The organism is Silanimonas sp., assembly GCF_044377035.1.
Classification (GTDB): domain Bacteria; phylum Pseudomonadota; class Gammaproteobacteria; order Xanthomonadales; family Xanthomonadaceae; genus Silanimonas.
In genome coordinates this window covers 32,760-51,995 of record NZ_JBILJW010000021.1, presented here as the reverse complement: position 1 = coordinate 51,995, position 19,236 = coordinate 32,760, and the positions used below count along the sequence as shown (strand labels likewise).

Below are 19,236 nucleotides of genomic sequence, written 5' to 3'. Positions count from 1 at the left end.
GGGCGGATTATGCGTCCCGCAGCGCGGCTTCGGCACGCAAAAGATCGTCCTCGGTGTCAATGCCCGGCGGGAAGGCCGCGGGGCTGAGGGCCACGGCGATGCGGTGCCCGGCCTCGAGCACGCGCAACTGCTCGAGAGCCTCGAGCTGCTCCAGCCGGCCCGGCGGCAAGGACTGGAACACCCGGAGGAAGCCCGCGCGATAAGCGTACAGGCCGATGTGGCGAAGGCAGGGAGCGGCAGGCGCGGTCACGCGGTCGCTCGCGTAGCGGTCGCGATGCCAGGGGATGGGGGCGCGACTGAAGTACAGCGCATGGCCCGAGGCGTCGGTGACCACCTTCACTGCATTCGGGTCGAACAGCGTCGCCATGTCGGTGATCGGGCTGGCCAACGTGGCCATCGGTGCGACGCTGGCGGCCAGCGTCGCCGCCACACACTGCAGTGCCGCGACCGGCGCGAAGGGCTCGTCGCCCTGGAGGTTCACCACCAGCGCGTCGTCGGGCCAGCCGCACAGTTGGGCGCACTCGGCGAGGCGATCGGTGCCCGAGGGGTGGTCGCTGCGGGTCATGCACACGCGGACGGCGAGGCCCGCCACCGCCTCGGCGATGCGGGCATCGTCGGTGGCCAACACCACCTCGGCGGCACCCGCCGCCAGCGCGCGGCGCACGACGTGGCGGACGATGGGCTCGCCCCCTAGCAGGCGGAGCGGCTTGCCGGGCAGGCGCGAGGCGGAAAACCGCGCCGGGACGGCGACGATGAATTCAGGGTTCGACATGGCGGGGCGATTCGCGAAGACGGTGGTCGAGGGCGTCGATGAAAGTGCCGGGGAGCTCGGCCGTGACCGGCACCTCCCAGGCGTCAGGCAGATCGAGCTGGCGGCATTTCACCGCGTCCTTGCCGGTCATCAGCACGGGCGCGTCGCGCATCGCGGAAAAATCGGCGTCGGTGAAGCCGTGGTGATCCGGGAAGGCGTGCTCGAGCACGGTAAGCCCCGCGTCGCGCAACGCCCGGAAGAACCGCGCGGGATGGCCGATGCCGGCGACGGCATGCACGGGACGGCCGACGAAGCTGGACAGCGCGCAGCTCGAGGGCGCCGCACCACGGCCGACGCGACGGGCGTCGCCCAGCGTGAGGCGCATCGGCACGTCCGCGCCGCGGGGCTCGCGCCCGTGCACGACGCGGAAATCCGCCGGTCGTGCCGGCAGCGGCTCGCGCAGCGGCCCCGCGGGCATCACCCGTGCATTGCCGAGGCCGCGCGCATCCTGCACCTCGATCTCGAGCACGCGGCCGAGACGCAAATGCTGCAGGCCGTCATCGGCGATGAGCACATCGCAACCAGCGGCGATGAGCGCGTTCGCGGCGGAGATCCGGTCCGCATCGACGGCCACCGGCGCGCCGGTGGCGAGATGGACCAGCAGGGGCTCATCGCCCACAGTGCCGGCATCGCTGCGGCCATCGACCCACTGCAGGCCGGTGCTGCGCCGGCCGTAGCCGCGACTCAGCACGCCGGGGCGCCAGCCGCGCTCGCGCAGTGCGTCGACGAGGGCGATGACCAATGGGGTCTTGCCCGCGCCCCCGACGGTGCGGTTGCCGACCACGACCACCGGGATATCGAGACGATGCTGGCGACGCAGCCCGACGCGGTAGGCCCAGCGACGCCAGCGCATCAGCGTGCCGTACAGCGCACCGAGCATGCGCAGCGCGATGCCGGCCGGCGCACCGCCGTACCAGCGCGCCAGCAGGCCCTCCTCGAGCGCCGCCCGCAGCGTGGGCCGGCCTTCAGGCATCGCGGAATTGGGCGCGATGCAACTGCGCGTAGAGGCCGCCGCGACCCAGAAGCTCGGCATGGGTGCCGGCCTCGACGATGCGGCCCGACTCCATGACCAGCACCTGGTCGGCACGCTCGATCGTGGAGAGCCGGTGCGCAATCACGAACGTGGTGTGATTCGGGATCAGACGCTCCAGCGCCGTCTGCACGAGGCGCTCGGACTCGTTGTCGAGCGCCGCGGTGGCCTCGTCGAGCACGAGGATCGGCGCGTCCTTCAGCACGGCCCGGGCGATGGCGATGCGTTGGCGCTGGCCGCCGGAGAGCCTGTTGCCGTTCTCGCCGATGCGGGTGGCCATGCCCTCCGGCAGGCGATCGATGAATTCGCTGGCATTCGCGGCATCGGCTGCCGCGCGGATCGCCTCGGGGGACGGTTCGCCCGCGGCACCATAGGCGATGTTCGCAGCCACGCTGTCGTCGAACAGCATGACCTTCTGCCCCACCAGCGCGATCTGCCGGCGCAGGGCAGGCAGCGACCACTCGCCTAGGGGCACGCCATCGAGGGTGATGCGCCCATCACTGGGTTCGTAGAAGCGCGGCAGCAGGCGGGCCAGCGTGGTCTTGCCGCTGCCCGAGCGGCCGACGATGGCCGTGACCGTGCCGGGTTCCGCGCGAAGTGACACGCCGTCCAGCGCAGCCAGCTCGGCGCCGGGGTAGCGCAAGCCAACCCCTTCGAAGACCACGACGCCGCGGGCACGCTCGGGCGCATGGGTGCCGTGGTCGCCTTCCTCCAACTCATCGAGCAGGCCGAACAGGCGCACCGACGCGGCGATGCCGCGCTGCACGAGTGCCTGCACGTTCGCGAGGCGCTTCAGCGAGGGAATCAGCACCATCATCGAGGTCATGATCGCCACGAAAGCGCCGGCGGAGAGTCGCCCCTTCGAGGCCTCCATGCTCGCCACGCCAAGCAGCACGGCCAGCGCGATGGCGCCTAGGAGCTGGATCACCGACGAGGCACCGGCACGGGTCGATTCGACCTTCATGTTCAGCAACAGGTTGGCGTTCGCCAGTACTCGGTAGCGCGCCACCTCGGCCGGCTGCCGGCCGTAGACCTTGATGTCCTGCTGGCCGGCCAGGATTTCCTCCGCGCCGGTGGCGAGTTCACCGACGCCTTCCTGGATCCGCCGGTTTAGCCGCCGGTAGCGCCCGCTCACGTACGCGGCGATCACGGCGATCAGCGGCACGATGACGGCGATGGCCGCGGTCACCGTAGGGCTGTGCCAGAGCATGACGCCCACCAGGGCCATCACGGTGAGCGTGTCGGTGATCAGCACCTTCAGCGCCTCGGTGCTGGCCTGCGCCACTTGTTCGGTGTCGAAGTTCAGGCGCGACACCAGCGAGGCCACGGGCTCGCGGTCGAAGCGCGCGCTCGGCAGGCGCAACATCTTGTCGAGTACCGCCACGCGCAGGTCGCGCACCACGCTGCGGCCGGCGCGCGCCATGCCGTAATCGGTGATGAAGGTGGCGATACCGCGCAGGACGAAGATGCCGACGATGACCAGCGGCAACTCCCAGCGCGCGGCGTCGTTCTGCGAGACCAGGGTCTCATCGATCATCGGCTGCATCAGGGAGGTGAAGGCGCCGGCGGCCGCGGCCTCGACGATCATGCCCACGAAGGCAAGGCCCAGCAGCAGGCGATGCGGCAGGGTCCAGCGCAGCAGCCGCTTGTAGATGGTCCAGCCGGAGACCTCCGGCACTTCCGGCTCCCTCACTCGCCACCCTCCGGCATCGTGGCGATGGAGAGGCGGACGAACCCGGCCTGGCCGAGCGCATCCATCGCCGTCACGACGGCCTGGTGCGGGGCGCGGGCGTCGGCGCGGAGCACCACGCGGGTCGATGCGTGGTCACCGTCGACGCGCGACAACGCCGCAATGAGGGCCGCGCGATCCTCCTTCGGGAGTTCCACGGTGCCGAGGTAGAGCCTTCCCTCGGCGTCGACGACCACCGTCAACGGGTCGTCCGAGGCTTCGATCGTCGGGCCGGCGGCCGTCGGCAGTTCGAGTCGCAGCGACGTGCGGACATCGAAGGTGGTGGTGACGACGAGGAAGATGATGATGCAGAAGATGACGTCGATCAGCGAGATCAGGTTGATCTCGGGTTCGTCGCCTTCGTTGGCACGCTGCAGCCTCACGCCGCGGCTCCCTTCCCCTTCGCCTTGCCGCTCACCGCGTGGTCGTCGATGGCGTCGACTAGGGCGATGGCTTCCTTCTCCATCTCGATGACGAAACCGGCGACGCGGGCCCGGAACCAGCGGTGTGCGACGAGCGCCGGGATGGCGACCAACAGGCCGGCCGCCGTCGAGATCAGGGCCTGCCCGATGCCCCCGGCCAAGCGGTTGGCGTCGCCGACGCCGGCTTCGAGGATGCCCATGAACATCGAGATCATGCCGAACACCGTGCCGAGCAGGCCGAGCAACGGCGTGACCGCGGCGATCGTGCCCAGTGTCGGCAGGAAGCGCTCGAGGTCGTGCAGCACGTGGCGCCCGGTGTCCTCGACGCGCTCCTTGATGAGCTCGCGGGAGCGGTGGCGGATATCGAGCGCCGCGGCGAGCAGCGCCCCGAGCGGCGAATTGGTCCGCAGCACGTCGATGTGCTTCGGGTCGAGCTGGCGACCGCGCGCCCACTGGCGCACTTCGTCGCCGAGCCCCGGCGGCAGGACCTCGCGACGGCGGAGGGTCCAGGCGCGTTCGATCGAGATACCGATGGCACCCACCGCGAGCAGCAGGATCGGCACCATGACCCATCCGCCGGCGATGACCAGTTCAAGCATGGCGAAACCTCATGAGGGGAGCGGACAGCATAGCCGCTCGCGATGCCGCCCTGCCCCGCCTGGCGCGGCAGCCGGCCGGCGCATGTCACGGCAACGCGGGGTGCCACCAGCGGGGCGGGCCGTTCCGCGCGCCTGCCGGCGCATTGGGCTCAGACGAGTGCCACGACAGGGCGCCTTGGCGGTCGACGCGATGGAGGTCGTTCGGCCAGCGACGGGCGAGCGACGGGCCCGGAGCGCGGGTCGCGATGCCCCCGGACGCGCCGATCGCGGCGTGCCAGTGCCCGAGGGTCGCGGGCGCGCCAATCACCCACGCCCCGGCGGAGGGCGAGGCCAAACGATGGGCGACCCATCGGCCCGCGTCACTGGCCAGCCACGCCTCCCGACCCGATGCGCTGGAAACGAGGAGCACGCAGGCCTCGTCCGGCGACGCGCCCGCCGCCGGTGGCGCGGGCGATAGCGCGACGATCACAACGCCGTCGGCCGTCCAGCGTCGACCAGCTTCGCAGCGGAGGGTTCCTCGGACCGACGCCGTCGTGCCCGGCGCACGCCAGTGGTGCCGGGGCACGAAGGCACGGTCGACGGCCGCGGCGCCGCCGACGCGACCGGCATTCCGACGGGTTTCGATACGCAGGTCGATGGACTCGACCCCGGCGGCCCGCAGTCGGCGCGCGAGATCCACAGGCTCGGGCCCGGCATCGACGAGCACGGTGCGCGTGGCCGTGCGCACGAGAAGCGCATCGCCTCGCGGCAGCGCGAACGCAGTGACCGAGAACTCGCCGCGCGGGGGCGACGTCATCGCTGGGAACAGCATCGGCAGTAAGAGCAACGCACCGGCGTAGCGCCAGCGGAGCCCGCGCGGCAGCAGCACGATTGCCACGCCGAGCACGGCGAGGGCCAGCGCCCCCCCGGAGACCTCCGGCAGCCAACGGCTGGATGACCACGTCTCAGGCACTTGGGTCATCGCCCACCAGAACGCGTCCATCGCCCCCGCGGCGCCCTGCCACGCCCAAGTGGAAGGCGCCTCCGAAATCGGCATCAGCAGCGTGCCCAGCAGGCTCAGGGGCACGACGACCAGGCTGATCCATGGAATCGCGACCAGGTTCGCGAGCGGCCCGGCCACCGGCACCTGCAGGAAGAACGCTGCACCGAGCGGCAGCAGACCCAGCGTCGCAACCCACTGCGCCTTCAGGAAAGTGCGCGGGCTCCAAGGATCGGCCGTGCCCGGAAGGCACCACAGCAACCACGCCACTCCACCGCAGGACAGCCAGAAGCCCGGCGTCAACAGCGCGAAGGGATCGCTCAGAACAAGAAGCGCCATCGCGAGCAGCAGGGGCTGGGCGGTCGGGCTTCGTCGACGGCGGCCAATGACGAAGGCGACCACGCCGATCATCAGCACGGTGCGCACGGTCGGCAGGCTGAAGCCCGCGAGGGCCGCATATGCGGTCGCCACCGCCAACGCCGCCGCGGCGGCGGCCGGTCGGCGTCGCATCCGGTGCGCGAGGGTCGGCCACCACCACCAGACCAGACGCACCAGAACGACACCCAGCCCCGCGACCATGCCGACATGGAAGCCGGAGATCGCGATCAGATGGGTCAGGCCGAACTGCCGCAGCCGCTCCCAGTCGCCGTCCGACAGGCCGCGCGTGTCGCCCACGGCCAGCGCAGCGACAAACCGCGCACGTTCGCCGCCCAGCGCCTCGGTGATGCGATCGGACACGCCGCCGCGCAGGGCGTGCAGGCCATCCGGCGCGCCGAGCCGCAGCGGCCGCTCGCTGGCCAGAACGCTTCCCTGAGCATCGATCCCGGCCAGCAGCGCGCGACGCGTCTCGTCGGGATCGCCGGGATTCAGCGGCCGCGACCATGGGCGCAGCCGAACCGCCAACCGCCACACCTCGCCGGATCGCAAGTCGTGCCCACCGCCGTACCAATCCAGGGCGATCCGCCGCGTGGCCAGCGCATCGGCCACTTCCTCAGATGCGCCGACGACGCGTTCGATGTCGGCCGTGAAGCGCGCGCCGTTGGCGCGGAACTCGCTCAATCCAACGATGCGGACGTCGAGTCGGACCGTCGTGCCATCGAGGAAGGCCGGCGCACGACGATCCATGGCGGCCTGGCCGTGCATTGCACAAAGCCCGGCGCCGAGGGCGAAGGCAGCACACCACGAAAGCGCCATGCTCACGGCGCCGCCGCTCGATGGCGACGCGCGCCTGGCGAGGTGGTGCGCCACCGCCCAGGCCGCGACAGCGAACACGACGAGGCCGACCGCCGGCCCGTGGTGCAACAGCGTCGGCGCCTGGAGCTGCGCAAGGACACCCGCGCAAAGCGCGGCGATCCATCCGGCATCGAGGGTGGGAGGGCGTCCTTGCCCGGGCGTCATGTCAGTCCGGCACCCAGGGTTGCAGGCGCCCGCCCTTGAGTTCGAGCACCCGGTCGAGCCGCTGCGCGAGGCGGCGGTCGTGCGTGACCATCACCAGCGCCGTGCCCTGCGCGCGGTTCAGCGAGAGCAGCAGGTCGAACACCACGCGTGCCGAGTGTTCGTCGAGATTGCCCGTCGGCTCGTCGCCGAGCACGCAGGCCGGCTTCGTCACCAGGGCACGCGCGACCGCGCAGCGCTGCCGCTCGCCACCGGAGAGTTCCCCGGGTTTGTGCGTCAAACGATGCCCGATGCCCACCGCCTCGAGCAGCGCGCGGGCCGGAGCTTCCGCCTCGCGCGGCGAAACGCCACGCACCAGCAGGGGCAGCATCACGTTCTCCAGCGCGGTGAACTCGGGCAACAGATGGTGGAACTGGTAGATGAAGCCCAGCGCGCGATTGCGCAGCCTTCCGCGCGCCGCGTCGTCCAGCGCTGCCATCGACTGCCCGTCGACGTCCACCTCGCCCGAGGTCGGTGTGTCGAGCCCCCCGAGCAGGTGCAGCAGCGTGCTCTTTCCCGCGCCGGAAGCGCCGATGATCGCGACGGTCTCGCCGCGCTTCACGCTGAGGTCGAGGTCGTGGAAGACCGGCGTCTCGAGCGTCCCTTCGCGGTAGGTCTTGGTGAGGCGCCGGGCCTCCAGCACGGTGGTCATCGCGTCACTCATAGCGGAGGGCCGTCGCCGGATCGGTGCGCGAGGCACGCCAGGCCGGGTACAGGGTGGCGAGGAAGCTGAGCAGCAGGGTCATGCCGGCCACGGCGGCGACATCGCCGGGGTAGACGGCGGTCGGCACGCCGGTGATGTAGTAGACGTCCGGCGGCATCAGGGTCACGCCGAGCAGGCCTTCGACCCAGCGCACCACCGCACCGAGGTTCGTGCCGAGCAGCACGCCGCCGATCACGCCCAGCGCGGTGCCGACGAATCCGATCACGCTGCCCTGCACGATGAACACGCCCATCACCTGGCGCGGCGTGAGCCCGAGCGTGCGCAGGATGGCGATGTCGGCCTGTTTCTCCTGCACCAGCATCACCAGCGAGGAGACGAGATTGAACGAGGCGATCGTCACCACCAGCGAGAGCAGCAGGAACATCACCGTGCGCTCGAGCGCCAACGCGCTGAAGAAATTGCGGTTGTCGCGCATCCAGTCGCTGGCGATCACCGGCACCGGAATGCGCGTTGCGAGATCGTCGGCCACGGTGCCGGCCGTCCAAAGGTCGGCCACCTTGATGCGAACGCCGCTGACACCCTCGCCCATCCGCAGCAGGCGCTGGGCGTCACCGAGGGCGATGAAGGCGAAGCTGCTGTCGGCGGTGTGCTCGCCCATCGAGAACGTGCCGACCACGGTGAAGCGCTTCGATCGCGGAATCGCCCCGATCGGCGTGCTGGTGAATTCGTTGAGGGTGACATTGATGCGGTCGCCGACGCGCACGCCGAGCGCGATGGCCAGCTGGTCGCCAAGCAGGATGCCGAAGCCGCCATCGACCAGATCATCGATGGAACCGCTGCGCATGCGGGTCGCCAGTTCCGAGACCCCGCGCTCCTGATCCGGCCGAACGCCCATCACCAGCCCGGCGCTGGTGCGCGCGCCGCTGAGCAGGCCCTCGCGCTGAACGTAGGGCGCTGCGCCGACCACGCGGGCGTCCTCGCGCGCCACCTCGACCACCGTGGACCAGTCTTCGAGCGGACCGCCGTAACCGGCGACGGTCACGTGCGCCACCGAGCCGAGCAGGCGGTCGCGGATCTCGCGCTGGAAGCCGCTCATCACCGCGATGACGGTGATCAGGGCGACCACGCCGACGACGATGCCGAGAATCGATGCGGCGGACGTGAAGCTGATGCGCCGGTCACGGCGGCGAGCGCGCAGGTAGCGCAGGCCGATCGCCAGCGGAAGGGGTTGGAACATTGGCTAGCCCATCCAGAACTGCGGGAGCGGCGACACCGGCGTCGCCGAGCGGGCCCAGCGTCGCAGCAGGCGGCGTCCGGGCGCGCACAGCGTATCCGGCCAGAACACCACCGTGGTGCCGCCCGTGGCGAATCGAATCGTGGTCACCGGCCACTGTTCATGCGCAGCGGCCGGACCCTCCATTGGCGCGCTGCCCGCCGGCGACCAACGCGCCCAACCTTCCGGCAGCAGTTCGAGCAATGCGCGGGGCTGGCATCGGGCGGCTTTCGCGCGCCACAGCCCGAGGCCCATCGCAGCGCCGAGGAGCACCCACGAGACCCATGAAGGCAAATCCATAGCCCAGCGTGTCGCCAGCAGGGAAATGGCAACCAAGGGCCACAGCATCACGATCACCGCAGCGTGGCAACGCGACGGGCGCCACTCAAGGCGGCAGGGTGAGCAGTCGGTCGACGAATCCAGCAAGGGCGGGGTCCTCCGGGCGCTCGCGGCCCATGCACCATCGCCACAGGATGTCGTCTTCGGTGTCCAGAAGCTTGAGGAAAAGCGCTCGGTCGGCCTCGGAAGACGTCGCGAACGAACGATCGAGGAACCGCTCCATCAGCTGGTCGAGTTCACGCATGCCGCGGCGGCAGCGCCACTTCAGCCGCTTGAGTTCGACGGGATCGACGTCGGTCACGATGCGAGTCCCCGCTCCGACCTGGCGGTCAGAGCACGCCGGCCCAGTGCAGGGCGAGCTGGACCCAGAGGAACAGCAGGGCTGTGCAGCCGGCGATGAAGGCCTGGAAGCGGCGCATCACCTTGTTCCGGCCGCAGGCCTCGAAGGCCATCAGCGCGCGCGCGCCGACGAAGGCCCAAGCCATCAGCAGCACGCCGACGCTGTCCACGCCCGCCTGCATCGCCGCGAGGCAACCGGCGTAGAAAAGCACCGGGGTCTCGAAGAGATTGCGGAAGTGGTCCGCTGCCCGGGTGTCCTCCATAGCCTCGGCCATCTGTTTCGCCGACGCCACGGCCTGCGGATGGATACCGCGGCGCTGCATCTCGGGGATCCGGGTGAGGAACAAGCGCGCGGCCACGCCGAACACCAGCGCGACCATCGCCAGCATCGGCCACGCAAGCGACGAGGCGGCAAGCATCAGGCGCCCCGGCGCGCGAGCATCAGCTTCTTGATCTCGGCGATCGCCTTCGCGGGGTTCAGGCCCTTCGGGCAGGTGCGCGCGCAGTTCATGATCGTGTGGCAGCGGAAAAGCTTGAACGGGTCTTCGAGGTCGTCGAGTCGCGCACCAGTGTCTTCGTCGCGCGAATCGATGATCCAGCGGTAGGCCTGCAGCAGGATGGCCGGGCCGAGGTAGCGGTCGCCGTTCCACCAGTAGCTCGGGCAGCTGGTGCTGCAGCACGCGCAAAGGATGCACTCGTAGAGGCCGTCGAGCTTCTTGCGGTCTTCCGGGCTCTGCAGGCGCTCGCCGCTGGCCGGCGCGGCGCTCTGGGTGCGCATCCACGGGCGGATCGAGGCGTACTGCGCGTAGAAGTGCGTCAGGTCCGGCACCAGGTCCTTGATCACCGGCATGTGCGGCAGCGGGTAGATCGGCACGTCCTTCTTGCCGCACTCGTCGATGGCCTTGGTGCAGGCCAGCGTGTTCGTGCCGTCGATGTTCATCGCGCACGAACCGCAGATGCCCTCGCGGCAGGAACGGCGGAAGGTCAGCGTCGGATCGATCTCGTTCTTGATCTTGATCAGCGCGTCCAGAACCATCGGGCCGCAGCTGTCGAGGTCGACGTCGTAGGTGTCGACGCTGGGGTTCTTTCCGTCATCCGGATTCCAGCGGTACACCTTGAAACTGCGGACGTTCTTCGCCCCGGCCGGCGCGGGGAAATGCTTGCCCTTGCCGATCTTGGAGTTCTGGGGAAGGGTGAACTCAGCCATCGTGTGACCTCGGGTCAGTGGTGCCCGGCGGGGCGCGTGACGTTGCGCATCCAGCCGCCGGAAAGGACGAAACGGGGAAAGGTGACGAACTGCTCGGCGAAGACGCGCTTCAGGAAATCACCGGGGCCATCGAAAGGAACCGGCGCCGAAGCCTCGCGCTTGTGGCCGAGGCCTTGGATGAGGAAGGCGAGCACCACGAACGAAAGCGACGCGACGACACCGACTAGGCTGAGCGCGAGCAGGTTGAGCCCCGCCGCGAGCGTGCCAGCGATGAAGGCCGGCACCGCGTAGAGGTGCAACCAGAGGTTGAGCTTGTCCTGGTGGCGTTCCGCGTAATCGCGGAACTGCCAGGCCAGCAAGCCGCCTTCGCGCTCGGCGCCCATGTCAGTACTTGCGCGCCTTGGGCGGGATGGTCTGCACGGCATCGGTCTGGGTGTACAGGTGCACCGGACGGTAGTCGATGCGCGTGTCGCCCTTCTCGTCGATCCAGCACAGCGTGTGCTTCATCCAGTCGGCGTCGTTGCGGTTCGGGAAGTCCTCGCGGGCGTGGGCGCCGCGCGATTCCTTGCGGTTCTCCGCCGAGACCATGGTGACCACCGCCTGCGAGAGCAGGTTCTGCAGCTCCAGCGTCTCGATGAGATCGGAGTTCCAGACCAGCGAGCGGTCGGTGACCTTGACGTCCTCGAAGCTCTTGAACGCGGCGTTGATCTTGCTGACGCCCTGCTGCAGCGTTTCGCCGGTGCGGAACACCGCGGCGTCGTTCTGCATGATGCGCTGCATGTTCAGGCGGATGTCGGCGGTCGGCGTGCCGCCCTTGGCGAAGCGCAGCTTGTCGAGGTTGGCGAGCGACTTGTCGAGCGCATCGGAGGCGAGGCGCTTGTGCGGCTGGCCCGGCTTGATCGTCTCGGCACAACGATTGGCCACGGCGCGACCGAACACCACGAGGTCGAGCAGCGAGTTCGAGCCGAGGCGGTTGGCGCCGTGCACCGACACGCAGGCCGCTTCGCCGATCGAGTACAGGCCGGGTACGACCGAATCCGGGTTGCCGTCCGTTTTGGTGACGACTTCGCCGTGGTAGTTGGTCTGCAGGCCGCCCATGTTGTAGTGGACGGTCGGCAGCACCGGGATCGGCTGCTTCTCGACGTCGACGCCGGCGAAAATCTTCGCCGTCTCCGCGATGCCCGGCAGGCGCTCGTGGATGACCTTCGGGTCGAGGTGGGTCAGGTCGAGGTGGATGTGGTCGCCGTTGGCGCCCACGCCGCGGCCTTCGCGGATCTCGATGGTCATCGAACGGCTGACCATGTCGCGCGGCGCGAGGTCCTTCACGCTCGGGGCATAGCGCTCCATGAAGCGCTCGCCCTGCGCGTTGCGCAGGATGCCGCCTTCGCCACGCACGCCTTCGGTGATCAGGCAGCCGGCCCCGTAGATACCGGTCGGGTGGAACTGCACGAACTCCATGTCCTGCAGCGGCAGGCCGGCGCGCAGCGCCATGCCGCCGCCGTCGCCGGTGCAGGTGTGCGCCGAGGTGGCCGAGAAGTAGGCACGGCCGTAACCGCCGGTGGCCAGCACCACGCCGTGGGCGCGGAACACGTGGATCGTTCCTTCGGCCATGTCCAGCGCGATGACGCCGCGGCAGACGCCCTCCTCGTCCATGATCAGGTCGAGGGCGAAGTACTCGATGAAGAAGCGCGCGTCATGCGCCAGCGACTGCTGGTACAGCGTGTGCAGGATGGCGTGGCCGGTGCGGTCGGCGGCGGCGCAGGTGCGCTGGGCCGGCGGGCCCTCGCCGTAGCGGGTGGTCATGCCGCCGAAGGGGCGCTGGTAGATCTTGCCTTCCTCGGTGCGCGAGAACGGCACGCCGTAGTGCTCGAGCTCGATGATGGCCGGGATGGCCTCGCGGCACATGTACTCGATGGCGTCCTGGTCGCCCAGCCAGTCCGAGCCCTTCACGGTGTCGAAGAAGTGGTAGCGCCAGTCGTCCTCGCCCATGTTGGCCAGCGCGGCGGAAATGCCGCCCTGCGCCGCCACGGTGTGCGAGCGGGTCGGGAAAACCTTGGAGATGCAGGCCGTCTGCAGGCCCTTGGCCGCGAGGCCAAAGGTGGCGCGGAGGCCGGCGCCGCCGGCACCGACGACGATCATGTCGTACTGGTGCTCGGTGATCTTGTAGGCAGTCGTCATGGGGGACTCAGGCGGTGAAGGCGATGCGGCCGATGGCCACGACGGAAGCGAGGGCGGCGAGCGCGTAGGCGAACTTCACGAGAAGCTGCAGCGCGACTTCCAGCCACGGCGTGTGGATGTAGTCCTCGATGACCACCTGCAGGCCGAGGCGCGCGTGCCAGGTCACGGCAAGCACGAAGGCCAGCATCAGCGTGGCGTTCATCGGCTCGGCGAGGAACGCGCGAGCGTTCGCATGGTCGAGGCCGATGAGCGAAACGGCGGTGATGACGAACCACGGCACGAGGAAGAGCAGCGCCGCGGCGCTGACGCGCTGCGCCCACCAATGGGCCACGCCTTCCTTCGCGCTGCCGAGACCACGGGCCACGGCCCAGGGATGGCGGAGACGGCTCATGCGGCACCTCCGACGCTCAGGCCCGCGTACCAGAGCAGGCCGGTGAAGACGACCGCGAGAGCGATCACGGTGTAGCCCGAGCGGTAGACCTGCGGGATCTCGAAGCCGAGGCCCATGTCCCACACGAGGTGGCGGACGCCGTTGAGCAGGTGGTAGACCAGGGTGGCGGCGAAGCCAAACAGGGCGACCTGGCCCGGGAGCGAGCCGGCGACGGCGATGAACTGCGCGTAGGCCTCACCGCCCGAGGCGAGGGCCACCAGCCACCACGCCAGCGCCAGCACGCCCAGGGCATTCACGATGCCGGTGATGCGATGCAGGATCGACATCGTGGAAGTGATCTGCTTCGCGTAGATCTGCAGATGCGGTGACAGGGGTCGTTGCTGCGTGGCCATGGGCTCCGCTCGTTCGGGTGTCGGATGGGGGACCGCGTCCTGCGGTCAGAAGTCGATGCAGCGGCCGTTCTTTTCCCAGTCGCCGAAGCGGGTGGGTTCCGGGCCGTCGCGACCGCCAACCTCGGCCGGCGTGCCGGCTCCAGTGGCAGCCGAGGGCATGGGGCTGGATGCGTCCGCCTCGGCGTGCGTCGATTCAGGCCGACGCTCGGCTGGATCGAGGTCGCCTAGAATGTGCGTCTGCGGAAGCATCCGCGGATGTTAAGCACCCGTTCCCCGACGTTCAAGCACGGCACCGTGAAATCCACTGAAAACGCCCTGATCGGTGACCTCACCCTGCTGTCGATGCAGGGCCCGGACGCCGAGGCCTTCGCGCAGTCGCAAACCATGAACGACGTGCAGGCGCTGGCCGTCGGCCATTGGCACTGGAACGGCTGGCTCAACGCGAAGGGTCGCGTGCTCGCCCTGTTCGCCTTGGCGAGGCCGGCCCCGGGCGAACTGCTGCTCGTGGTGCTCGACGAATCGGCCCATGCCCTGCGCGACGGCCTGCAGCGCTTCGTGTTCCGGAGCAAGGTCCGCCTCGCCGTCCGCGACGACCTCGGCGCCTTCGCCGAGGCCGCGGAGGCGCCCAGCCCGCTGGAGACGCGCGATCGCTGCATCCAGGAGCCCGATGGCGGACTGGTCCTCGATGTCAGCACCGACCACGTGGCTCGGCGCCTGCGGATCGCCGCACGCGGCGACCAAGCGATCGACGCCGAAGCCACCCGACGCTGGCGGGAAGCCGATCTTCGCCACGGCCTGCCGCGCTGGCCGGCGGGACGCGAGCATGGTTGGACCCCACACATGCTTTCCCTCGACAGGCTCAAGGCCTTCAGCACCCGCAAAGGTTGCTATCCGGGCCAGGAGATCGTCGCCAGAACGCATTTCCTCGGCCAGTCCAAGCGCCAGGCCTGGTGGCTGGACGGGGTGGGCCTCGCGACCGGGCAGGCCGTGTTGGACGCGGAGGGCCGCTCGATCGGCGAGGTGGTCGAGGCCACCGCAGACGGACGCGGCGCCCTCGCCGTGGCCGCCCTGCCCTCCGCAGGCCCGGTAGGGGGCGTCCATGGCCCGGCGCTGGCTTCACTGCCATTGACGGGCCTCGCGCGCCCCGCCTGAGGAAAAGCTCTAAACTGGCCGCGAGCGGTCTGCGCTGCCGGGGGGCGGCGCGGGGCACCGTATTCCGGAGGCAGTGAGCGATGTCGAATGTGTTCCGCGGCGCCTGGGGCGCCGTTCTCGTGGCCGGCCTGATGGCCGGCGTGTCGGCGGCCGCCCAAGGGGCGAACTACACCCTGACGGTCGAACCCAACTACCCCGCGGACCAGATCCGCGAGGTGTACGGGCCGCTGTTGGGCTACCTCAACCGGACCACCGGCCATCGCTTCACAGTGCGATCGGCGGCCAACTTCAACGAGCATTGGCGCGAGCTGCGCTCTGGTGCCAAGAACCAATTCGTCTTCGAGGAAGGGCACTTCTTCGACTACCGCCGCAAGCGCAGTGGCGCCATCGGCGTGGCGCGCACGCAGGAGAACTCGGCGTTCGTGATGGCCGTGGCCGACCCGGAAATCGCCGCCGAAGGCCGCGAGGGCATCGTCGGCCGCACCGTGGCCAGCCTCGGCGCGCCGAACCTCGCCTACGTGCTGGTGTTCGACGCCTTCCGCAACCCGCTGGCGCAGCCCGAAGTGCGCTCGGTCAGCAGCAAGTGGTCGGATGGCCCCGACCTGGTCTTCTCCGGGGACGTGGAGGGCACCCTGCTGCCGGCCTACATGGCGAGCGAGAACCCGGCACTCACCGAGATCTGGCGCAGCCGCGAAGTGCCCGGCCGCGTATTCAGCGCCTCGCCGGAGCTGCCGCAGGACGTCCGTCAGAAGGTGGCCGACGCGCTGCTCAAGCTGCACGAGGACGCCGAGGCCTACGCCGTGATGACCGAGCTCCGCACGGAGCGTTTGGTGAACGTCGATCAGGCCGCGTACGACGGCCTCGAGCGCCTGCTGGTCAATTCGTTCGGTTACGTGGCGCCCGCGGACCCGGCGGCGCCCGCCGCCGCGCCTCCCCCCGCGGCGGAAGCACCGACCGAAGCGCCGGCTCCCGCCAACTGAGGCGGGCACCGTCACGCTGCCCCGTCAGGGGCAGCGGAAGAAGATCAGGGTGTCGGCGTTCTGCGCGGAGCCCTTGCCGAGGCTGATCACGCCCGAGCGGCGCAGCTTGGCCTCGTCGCGGTGCACGCGCTGTTCCTCATCGCCCTCGATGCGGAAGAAGCTGCCGTTGGTGGAGCGGTCGGTCAGGATGTACTGGCCACGCTGGAACTCGATGACGGCATGGCTTCGGCTGACGCAATCGGACTCCACGACGATGCTGCTGCCCGGATCGCGGCCGAGGGTGAGCGGCGGCGAGGTAGGCGTCAGTTCGATGGTGCGGCCCTTGAACTCCAGGAAAAGGCGGTTGTCGAGCGCCGGCGCATTGCCGATGCCGAGCGCGCTCTGCACCATGGTCATGCCGGCGGGGTTCTCCTGCCAGATGATGTCGACGATATCGATGGCCTGCAGCTTGCCCGACACCTGGGCCGTGCCCAGCGAGCGGAAGGGTGCGTGCTTGAGGCCTGCCACCGTGGAAGCGGTCGTGACGATCTGCTCGCGACCCGCCAACTTCGCCATGCGCGCCGCCGTGTTGACGGCATCGCCGTAGACATCGCCGTCGTCCTCCACGAGGCACTCACCGTAATGAAGGCCGATGCGGATCGCCAGGTGGTTGGCGATGCAGGTCGGGTCGGCGGCGACGTGGCGCTGCATGGCGACGGCGGCATCGACGCCATCCATCGCGGTCGGGATGGCGCACATGATCTCGTCGCCGATGGTCTTGATGACGCGCCCGTCGTACTTGCGGCAGACCACCGACAGACCCTCGAGGATCTGCGCGATCAGCTGGCGGGCGATCACGTCACCGCGCTGCTCGAACAGCTTGGTGCTGCCACTGACGTCGGCGAACAGCAAGGTCAGGGGCCTGGACTGGGGCATCGGGCGAACTCCTTCCAGCGGGAAGCTTACCTCAGGCCAACCCGGCGGCGGCGGCCACGATGTCCGCTTCGGACGGCAGCACGAGGAAGGCCGCGCCGGCTAGCGGCGTGTAGGTGTCGACGCCACAGACGCGGGCCAGCGGCGTGGCGCCGAGGCCGCCCTCGACCAGCGCGGTGATGATGCCCTCGCCCACCCCGGCGCTGCGCCGGCCCTCGTCGACAACCAGGATGCGCTTCGCGCTGCGCGCCTGTTCGACGATCAAGGCTTCGTTGAGCGGCAGCAGCCAGCGCAGGTCGACCACGCGGACCTTCCAGCCCTGCGCGGCCTCGATCTGGCGAGCGGCCTTCAGGCTCATCGGCACGCCGTTGCCGAAGGTGTAGATCACCAGATCATCGCCTTCGCCGTAGACCTTGCCCTCGCCTACCGGGATGGCGCGGTCCGGTGCCGGGTACTCGGTGAGCCACAGGCCGTCGCCGGCCTCGTGCAGATCCTTCGTCATGTACGTGGCGATCGGCTCGAGGAAGGCGCAGACGCGGCCGTCGACGCGAGCCAACGCCATCATCGTGCGGAGCATCATCGCCGCGTCGTCGCCACGGCTGGGGCAACCGATGACGAGGCCCGGGATGTCGCGCAGCGCGGTGATCGAGTTGTCGTTGTGGAAATGCCCGCCGAAGCCACGCTGGTAGCCGAGGCCGGCGATGCGTACCACCATCGGGTTGCGGTACTGGCCGTTCGAGAAGAACTGCAGCGAGCAGGCCTCGCCGCGGATCTGGTCGCAGGCGTTGTGGAAGTAGGCGAGGTACTGGATCTCGGGCACCGGGATCATGCCGAGGTTGGCGTAGCCCTGCGCGAGGCCGAGGATGATCGTCTCGTCGAGCAGGGTGTTGAACACGCGCGCGGGACCGAAGGCCTTGTGCAGGCCCTTCGTCACCGTGTACACGCCGCCCTTCTGCGCGACGTCCTCGCCGAACAGCAGGGTTTCCGGGTACTTGGCGAACAGGTCGTGCAACGCCTGGTTGATCTGGATGGCGAGGTGCTTGGCCGGCTGCTTCTCGGGCAGCTTGGCCTCGCCGCCGAAGGCTTTGAGGCGGGCCTCGGCGTAGTCGTTGCGGGTGGCTTCGCGCTGCACGAGGTCCGCGTGGTACGGCGCCAGCGGCGCAATGATCTCCGCGAGGGTCTCGATCTTCGGGCGGCGGTCGGCCTCTTCGGCGGCAGCGAAGCACTTCGCGCGGAAGGACTCGTAGTACGCCAGCAGTTGGTCCTTCGACATCAGCCCGGACATCAGCGCGATCTCGGCCGAGCGCAGCAGCGGGTCGCTGGCTTCCACCTGCACGAGTTCGTCGATCGAGCGCCACTCGATTTCGAAGTCGGTGCCGGCGTGGCCCATGATCCGGGTGGTCTTCAGGTGCAGGAAAGTGGGCCGGCGCGTGCGGCGGCAGTGCTCGACGGCCGCCGCAACCTGACCGTAGCCGGTCGCGAGGTCGAGGCCATCGGCGAAGAAGTAGTCGAGGCCGTGCATGTTGCGGTAACGCTCGGCGACCCAGCCCGTGGGCGTCTTCACCGAAATGCCGATACCGTTGTCCTCGCAGACGTAGAGCACCGGTGCGGGGAGCTTCTGGTGCGCCGTCCAAGCGGCGGCGTTGAAGGCCGTCTGCGCCGTGGCGTGGTTGCTGCTGGCGTCACCGAACGAGCAGATCGAGATCGAATCCTCGGGGATCGGCAGCGCGTGGCCGATGCGGCGCGCCTGCTCGATGGCGACGGCGGTCCCGAGCGCCTTCGGCAGGTGCGAGGCGATGGTCGAGGTCTGCGGCAGAACCCACAGCGGCTTGCTGCCCCAGACCTTGTGGCGACCGCCCGAGGCCGGATCGTCCTTGCTGGCCGCGAAGCTGAGCGCCGAATCCATGATCGGATCCATGCCCGGCAGCTTGCGGAAGCGTTCGGCCATGAAGCCGCCGGAACGGTAGTGCAGGAAGGCCGGATCGGTGTGGCGCGTGGCGCGCGCGACCATCGCGTTGCCTTCGTGGCCGCTGGAGCCGATCGTGTAGAAGACCTTGTTCTGCACGCGCAGCACGCGCGCCATCAGGTCGAGATGGCGGCTGATCAACTGCGACTCGAACAGGTGCAGGAAGTCCGCGGCCGTGAGCGTGGCGCCCGGCAGCACCGCGGCATCGGCGGGCGGCGCGGCCTGCACCGGGCCGTCCCAGGCCCTCACGAATTCGCTGAAGTTCTGGTCGCAGATCTCGGCGCGATTGAGGCCGCGCATGCGGGCGGGGACCGGGCGGGGGATCGCGGGGGCGTAGGCGGCGGACATGGCGGAGCCGGGAGCAGGAAAACCGCCATTGTAGGCGCTGCGTGATCGTGCGGTGAGGCGGCCGTTCCCGGCGGACGGGGCTTCCGCTAGG

General features: G+C 69.6%; 21 protein-coding genes. 2 read left to right on the top strand and 19 right to left on the bottom strand.

Annotation, left to right across the window (positions count from 1 at the left end):
- Positions 1-7: 7 nt before the first annotated feature.
- From kdsB to ACIQ6S_RS11815, 17 genes are all read right to left on the bottom strand, one after another.
- Entirely contained in the window at positions 8-772 is a 765-nt protein-coding gene (kdsB, locus tag ACIQ6S_RS11895; RefSeq protein WP_397608547.1) for a 3-deoxy-manno-octulosonate cytidylyltransferase, read from the bottom strand.
- A complete protein-coding gene (gene lpxK, locus ACIQ6S_RS11890; RefSeq protein ID WP_397608546.1) occupies positions 759-1,784 on the bottom strand; it encodes a tetraacyldisaccharide 4'-kinase in 1,026 nt (341 codons plus the stop codon). The genes kdsB and lpxK overlap by 14 nt, the downstream gene beginning before the upstream one ends.
- Positions 1,777-3,534, bottom strand: a complete 1,758-nt coding sequence (gene msbA, locus ACIQ6S_RS11885) for a lipid A export permease/ATP-binding protein MsbA (RefSeq protein ID WP_397608545.1) — start codon at positions 3,532-3,534, stop codon at positions 1,777-1,779. The genes lpxK and msbA overlap by 8 nt, the downstream gene beginning before the upstream one ends.
- On the bottom strand, positions 3,531-3,953 hold the full coding sequence (locus tag ACIQ6S_RS11880) for an ExbD/TolR family protein (protein ID WP_397608544.1): 423 nt from the start codon (positions 3,951-3,953) through the stop codon (positions 3,531-3,533). The genes msbA and ACIQ6S_RS11880 overlap by 4 nt, the downstream gene beginning before the upstream one ends.
- Complete coding sequence (locus ACIQ6S_RS11875; protein WP_397608543.1) at positions 3,950-4,591, bottom strand: MotA/TolQ/ExbB proton channel family protein; 642 nt, start codon at positions 4,589-4,591, stop codon at positions 3,950-3,952. Before ACIQ6S_RS11875 ends, ACIQ6S_RS11880 begins: the two co-directional genes overlap by 4 nt.
- 85 nt (positions 4,592-4,676) lie before the next feature.
- The gene (locus ACIQ6S_RS11870; RefSeq protein WP_397608542.1) at positions 4,677-6,968 is read right to left on the bottom strand and encodes a ComEC/Rec2 family competence protein; all 2,292 of its coding nucleotides are present in this window, start codon (positions 6,966-6,968) and stop codon (positions 4,677-4,679) included.
- 1 nt (position 6,969) lies between these two features.
- Entirely contained in the window at positions 6,970-7,656 is a 687-nt protein-coding gene (lolD, locus tag ACIQ6S_RS11865) for a lipoprotein-releasing ABC transporter ATP-binding protein LolD (protein ID WP_397573568.1), read from the bottom strand.
- 4 nt (positions 7,657-7,660) lie between these two features.
- Positions 7,661-8,905 carry a lipoprotein-releasing ABC transporter permease subunit gene (locus ACIQ6S_RS11860; RefSeq protein WP_397573569.1) on the bottom strand — a complete coding sequence of 415 codons (1,245 nt, stop codon included), beginning with the start codon at positions 8,903-8,905 and terminating at the stop codon, positions 7,661-7,663.
- Between the two features lie 3 nt (positions 8,906-8,908).
- Complete coding sequence (locus ACIQ6S_RS11855; protein WP_397608541.1) at positions 8,909-9,289, bottom strand: hypothetical protein; 381 nt, start codon at positions 9,287-9,289, stop codon at positions 8,909-8,911.
- Between the two features lie 37 nt (positions 9,290-9,326).
- Positions 9,327-9,581 (bottom strand): succinate dehydrogenase assembly factor 2, encoded by a 255-nt coding sequence (locus tag ACIQ6S_RS11850; protein WP_297866392.1) that lies wholly within the window; start codon positions 9,579-9,581, stop codon positions 9,327-9,329.
- A gap of 28 nt (positions 9,582-9,609) precedes the next feature.
- Entirely contained in the window at positions 9,610-10,038 is a 429-nt protein-coding gene (locus ACIQ6S_RS11845; RefSeq protein ID WP_397608540.1) for an MAPEG family protein, read from the bottom strand.
- Positions 10,038-10,826 (bottom strand): succinate dehydrogenase iron-sulfur subunit, encoded by a 789-nt coding sequence (locus ACIQ6S_RS11840; protein ID WP_397574279.1) that lies wholly within the window; start codon positions 10,824-10,826, stop codon positions 10,038-10,040. The genes ACIQ6S_RS11845 and ACIQ6S_RS11840 overlap by 1 nt, the downstream gene beginning before the upstream one ends.
- A gap of 14 nt (positions 10,827-10,840) precedes the next feature.
- Positions 10,841-11,209, bottom strand: a complete 369-nt coding sequence (locus ACIQ6S_RS11835; protein WP_397608539.1) for a hypothetical protein — start codon at positions 11,207-11,209, stop codon at positions 10,841-10,843.
- A 1-nt stretch (position 11,210) separates the two neighbouring features.
- Entirely contained in the window at positions 11,211-13,004 is a 1,794-nt protein-coding gene (gene sdhA, locus ACIQ6S_RS11830; RefSeq protein WP_397608538.1) for a succinate dehydrogenase flavoprotein subunit, read from the bottom strand.
- A 7-nt stretch (positions 13,005-13,011) separates the two neighbouring features.
- Positions 13,012-13,395, bottom strand: a complete 384-nt coding sequence (gene sdhD / locus ACIQ6S_RS11825) for a succinate dehydrogenase, hydrophobic membrane anchor protein (protein WP_397574326.1) — start codon at positions 13,393-13,395, stop codon at positions 13,012-13,014.
- Positions 13,392-13,787, bottom strand: coding sequence for a succinate dehydrogenase, cytochrome b556 subunit (gene sdhC, locus ACIQ6S_RS11820; RefSeq protein WP_397574327.1), 396 nt, complete (start codon positions 13,785-13,787; stop codon positions 13,392-13,394). Before sdhC ends, sdhD begins: the two co-directional genes overlap by 4 nt.
- Before the next feature lie 45 nt (positions 13,788-13,832).
- Complete coding sequence (locus ACIQ6S_RS11815; RefSeq protein ID WP_297866399.1) at positions 13,833-13,946, bottom strand: DUF1674 domain-containing protein; 114 nt, start codon at positions 13,944-13,946, stop codon at positions 13,833-13,835.
- A gap of 135 nt (positions 13,947-14,081) precedes the next feature.
- On the opposite strand from ACIQ6S_RS11815, the gene ACIQ6S_RS11810 reads away from it, so the two are divergent.
- Both ACIQ6S_RS11810 and ACIQ6S_RS11805 read left to right on the top strand, forming a co-directional pair.
- Positions 14,082-14,939: a YgfZ/GcvT domain-containing protein gene (locus ACIQ6S_RS11810; protein WP_397574328.1), complete on the top strand. Its 858-nt coding sequence runs from the start codon at positions 14,082-14,084 to the stop codon at positions 14,937-14,939.
- A gap of 80 nt (positions 14,940-15,019) precedes the next feature.
- A complete protein-coding gene (locus tag ACIQ6S_RS11805) occupies positions 15,020-15,919 on the top strand; it encodes a phosphate/phosphite/phosphonate ABC transporter substrate-binding protein (protein WP_397608537.1) in 900 nt (299 codons plus the stop codon).
- A gap of 24 nt (positions 15,920-15,943) precedes the next feature.
- On the opposite strand, the gene ACIQ6S_RS11800 is transcribed toward ACIQ6S_RS11805, so the two are convergent.
- Together ACIQ6S_RS11800 and ACIQ6S_RS11795 are read right to left on the bottom strand one after the other, a co-directional pair.
- On the bottom strand, positions 15,944-16,834 hold the full coding sequence (locus ACIQ6S_RS11800) for an adenylate/guanylate cyclase domain-containing protein (RefSeq protein ID WP_397573347.1): 891 nt from the start codon (positions 16,832-16,834) through the stop codon (positions 15,944-15,946).
- A 31-nt stretch (positions 16,835-16,865) separates the two neighbouring features.
- On the bottom strand, positions 16,866-19,145 hold the full coding sequence (locus tag ACIQ6S_RS11795; protein WP_397608536.1) for a thiamine pyrophosphate-dependent enzyme: 2,280 nt from the start codon (positions 19,143-19,145) through the stop codon (positions 16,866-16,868).
- Positions 19,146-19,236: the final 91 nt, after the last annotated feature.

What these genes read in the sequence shown, in the direction of transcription:
- kdsB (WP_397608547.1), bottom strand. Translation starts at nt 772, where the DNA reads ATGTCGAACCCTGAATTCATCGTCGCCGTCCCGGCGCGGTTTTCCGCC.
- lpxK (WP_397608546.1), bottom strand. Translation starts at nt 1,784, where the DNA reads ATGCCTGAAGGCCGGCCCACGCTGCGGGCGGCGCTCGAGGAGGGCCTG.
- ACIQ6S_RS11875 (WP_397608543.1), bottom strand. Translation starts at nt 4,591, where the DNA reads ATGCTTGAACTGGTCATCGCCGGCGGATGGGTCATGGTGCCGATCCTG.
- ACIQ6S_RS11870 (WP_397608542.1), bottom strand. Translation starts at nt 6,968, where the DNA reads ATGACGCCCGGGCAAGGACGCCCTCCCACCCTCGATGCCGGATGGATC.
- lolD (WP_397573568.1), bottom strand. Translation starts at nt 7,656, where the DNA reads ATGACCACCGTGCTGGAGGCCCGGCGCCTCACCAAGACCTACCGCGAA.
- ACIQ6S_RS11860 (WP_397573569.1), bottom strand. Translation starts at nt 8,905, where the DNA reads ATGTTCCAACCCCTTCCGCTGGCGATCGGCCTGCGCTACCTGCGCGCT.
- ACIQ6S_RS11855 (WP_397608541.1), bottom strand. Translation starts at nt 9,289, where the DNA reads ATGCTGTGGCCCTTGGTTGCCATTTCCCTGCTGGCGACACGCTGGGCT.
- ACIQ6S_RS11845 (WP_397608540.1), bottom strand. Translation starts at nt 10,038, where the DNA reads ATGCTTGCCGCCTCGTCGCTTGCGTGGCCGATGCTGGCGATGGTCGCG.
- ACIQ6S_RS11840 (WP_397574279.1), bottom strand. Translation starts at nt 10,826, where the DNA reads ATGGCTGAGTTCACCCTTCCCCAGAACTCCAAGATCGGCAAGGGCAAG.
- ACIQ6S_RS11835 (WP_397608539.1), bottom strand. Translation starts at nt 11,209, where the DNA reads ATGGGCGCCGAGCGCGAAGGCGGCTTGCTGGCCTGGCAGTTCCGCGAT.
- sdhA (WP_397608538.1), bottom strand. Translation starts at nt 13,004, where the DNA reads ATGACGACTGCCTACAAGATCACCGAGCACCAGTACGACATGATCGTC.
- sdhD (WP_397574326.1), bottom strand. Translation starts at nt 13,395, where the DNA reads ATGAGCCGTCTCCGCCATCCCTGGGCCGTGGCCCGTGGTCTCGGCAGC.
- sdhC (WP_397574327.1), bottom strand. Translation starts at nt 13,787, where the DNA reads ATGGCCACGCAGCAACGACCCCTGTCACCGCATCTGCAGATCTACGCG.
- ACIQ6S_RS11815 (WP_297866399.1), bottom strand. Translation starts at nt 13,946, where the DNA reads ATGCCCTCGGCTGCCACTGGAGCCGGCACGCCGGCCGAGGTTGGCGGT.
- ACIQ6S_RS11805 (WP_397608537.1), top strand. Translation starts at nt 15,020, where the DNA reads ATGTCGAATGTGTTCCGCGGCGCCTGGGGCGCCGTTCTCGTGGCCGGC.
- ACIQ6S_RS11800 (WP_397573347.1), bottom strand. Translation starts at nt 16,834, where the DNA reads ATGCCCCAGTCCAGGCCCCTGACCTTGCTGTTCGCCGACGTCAGTGGC.
- ACIQ6S_RS11795 (WP_397608536.1), bottom strand. Translation starts at nt 19,145, where the DNA reads ATGTCCGCCGCCTACGCCCCCGCGATCCCCCGCCCGGTCCCCGCCCGC.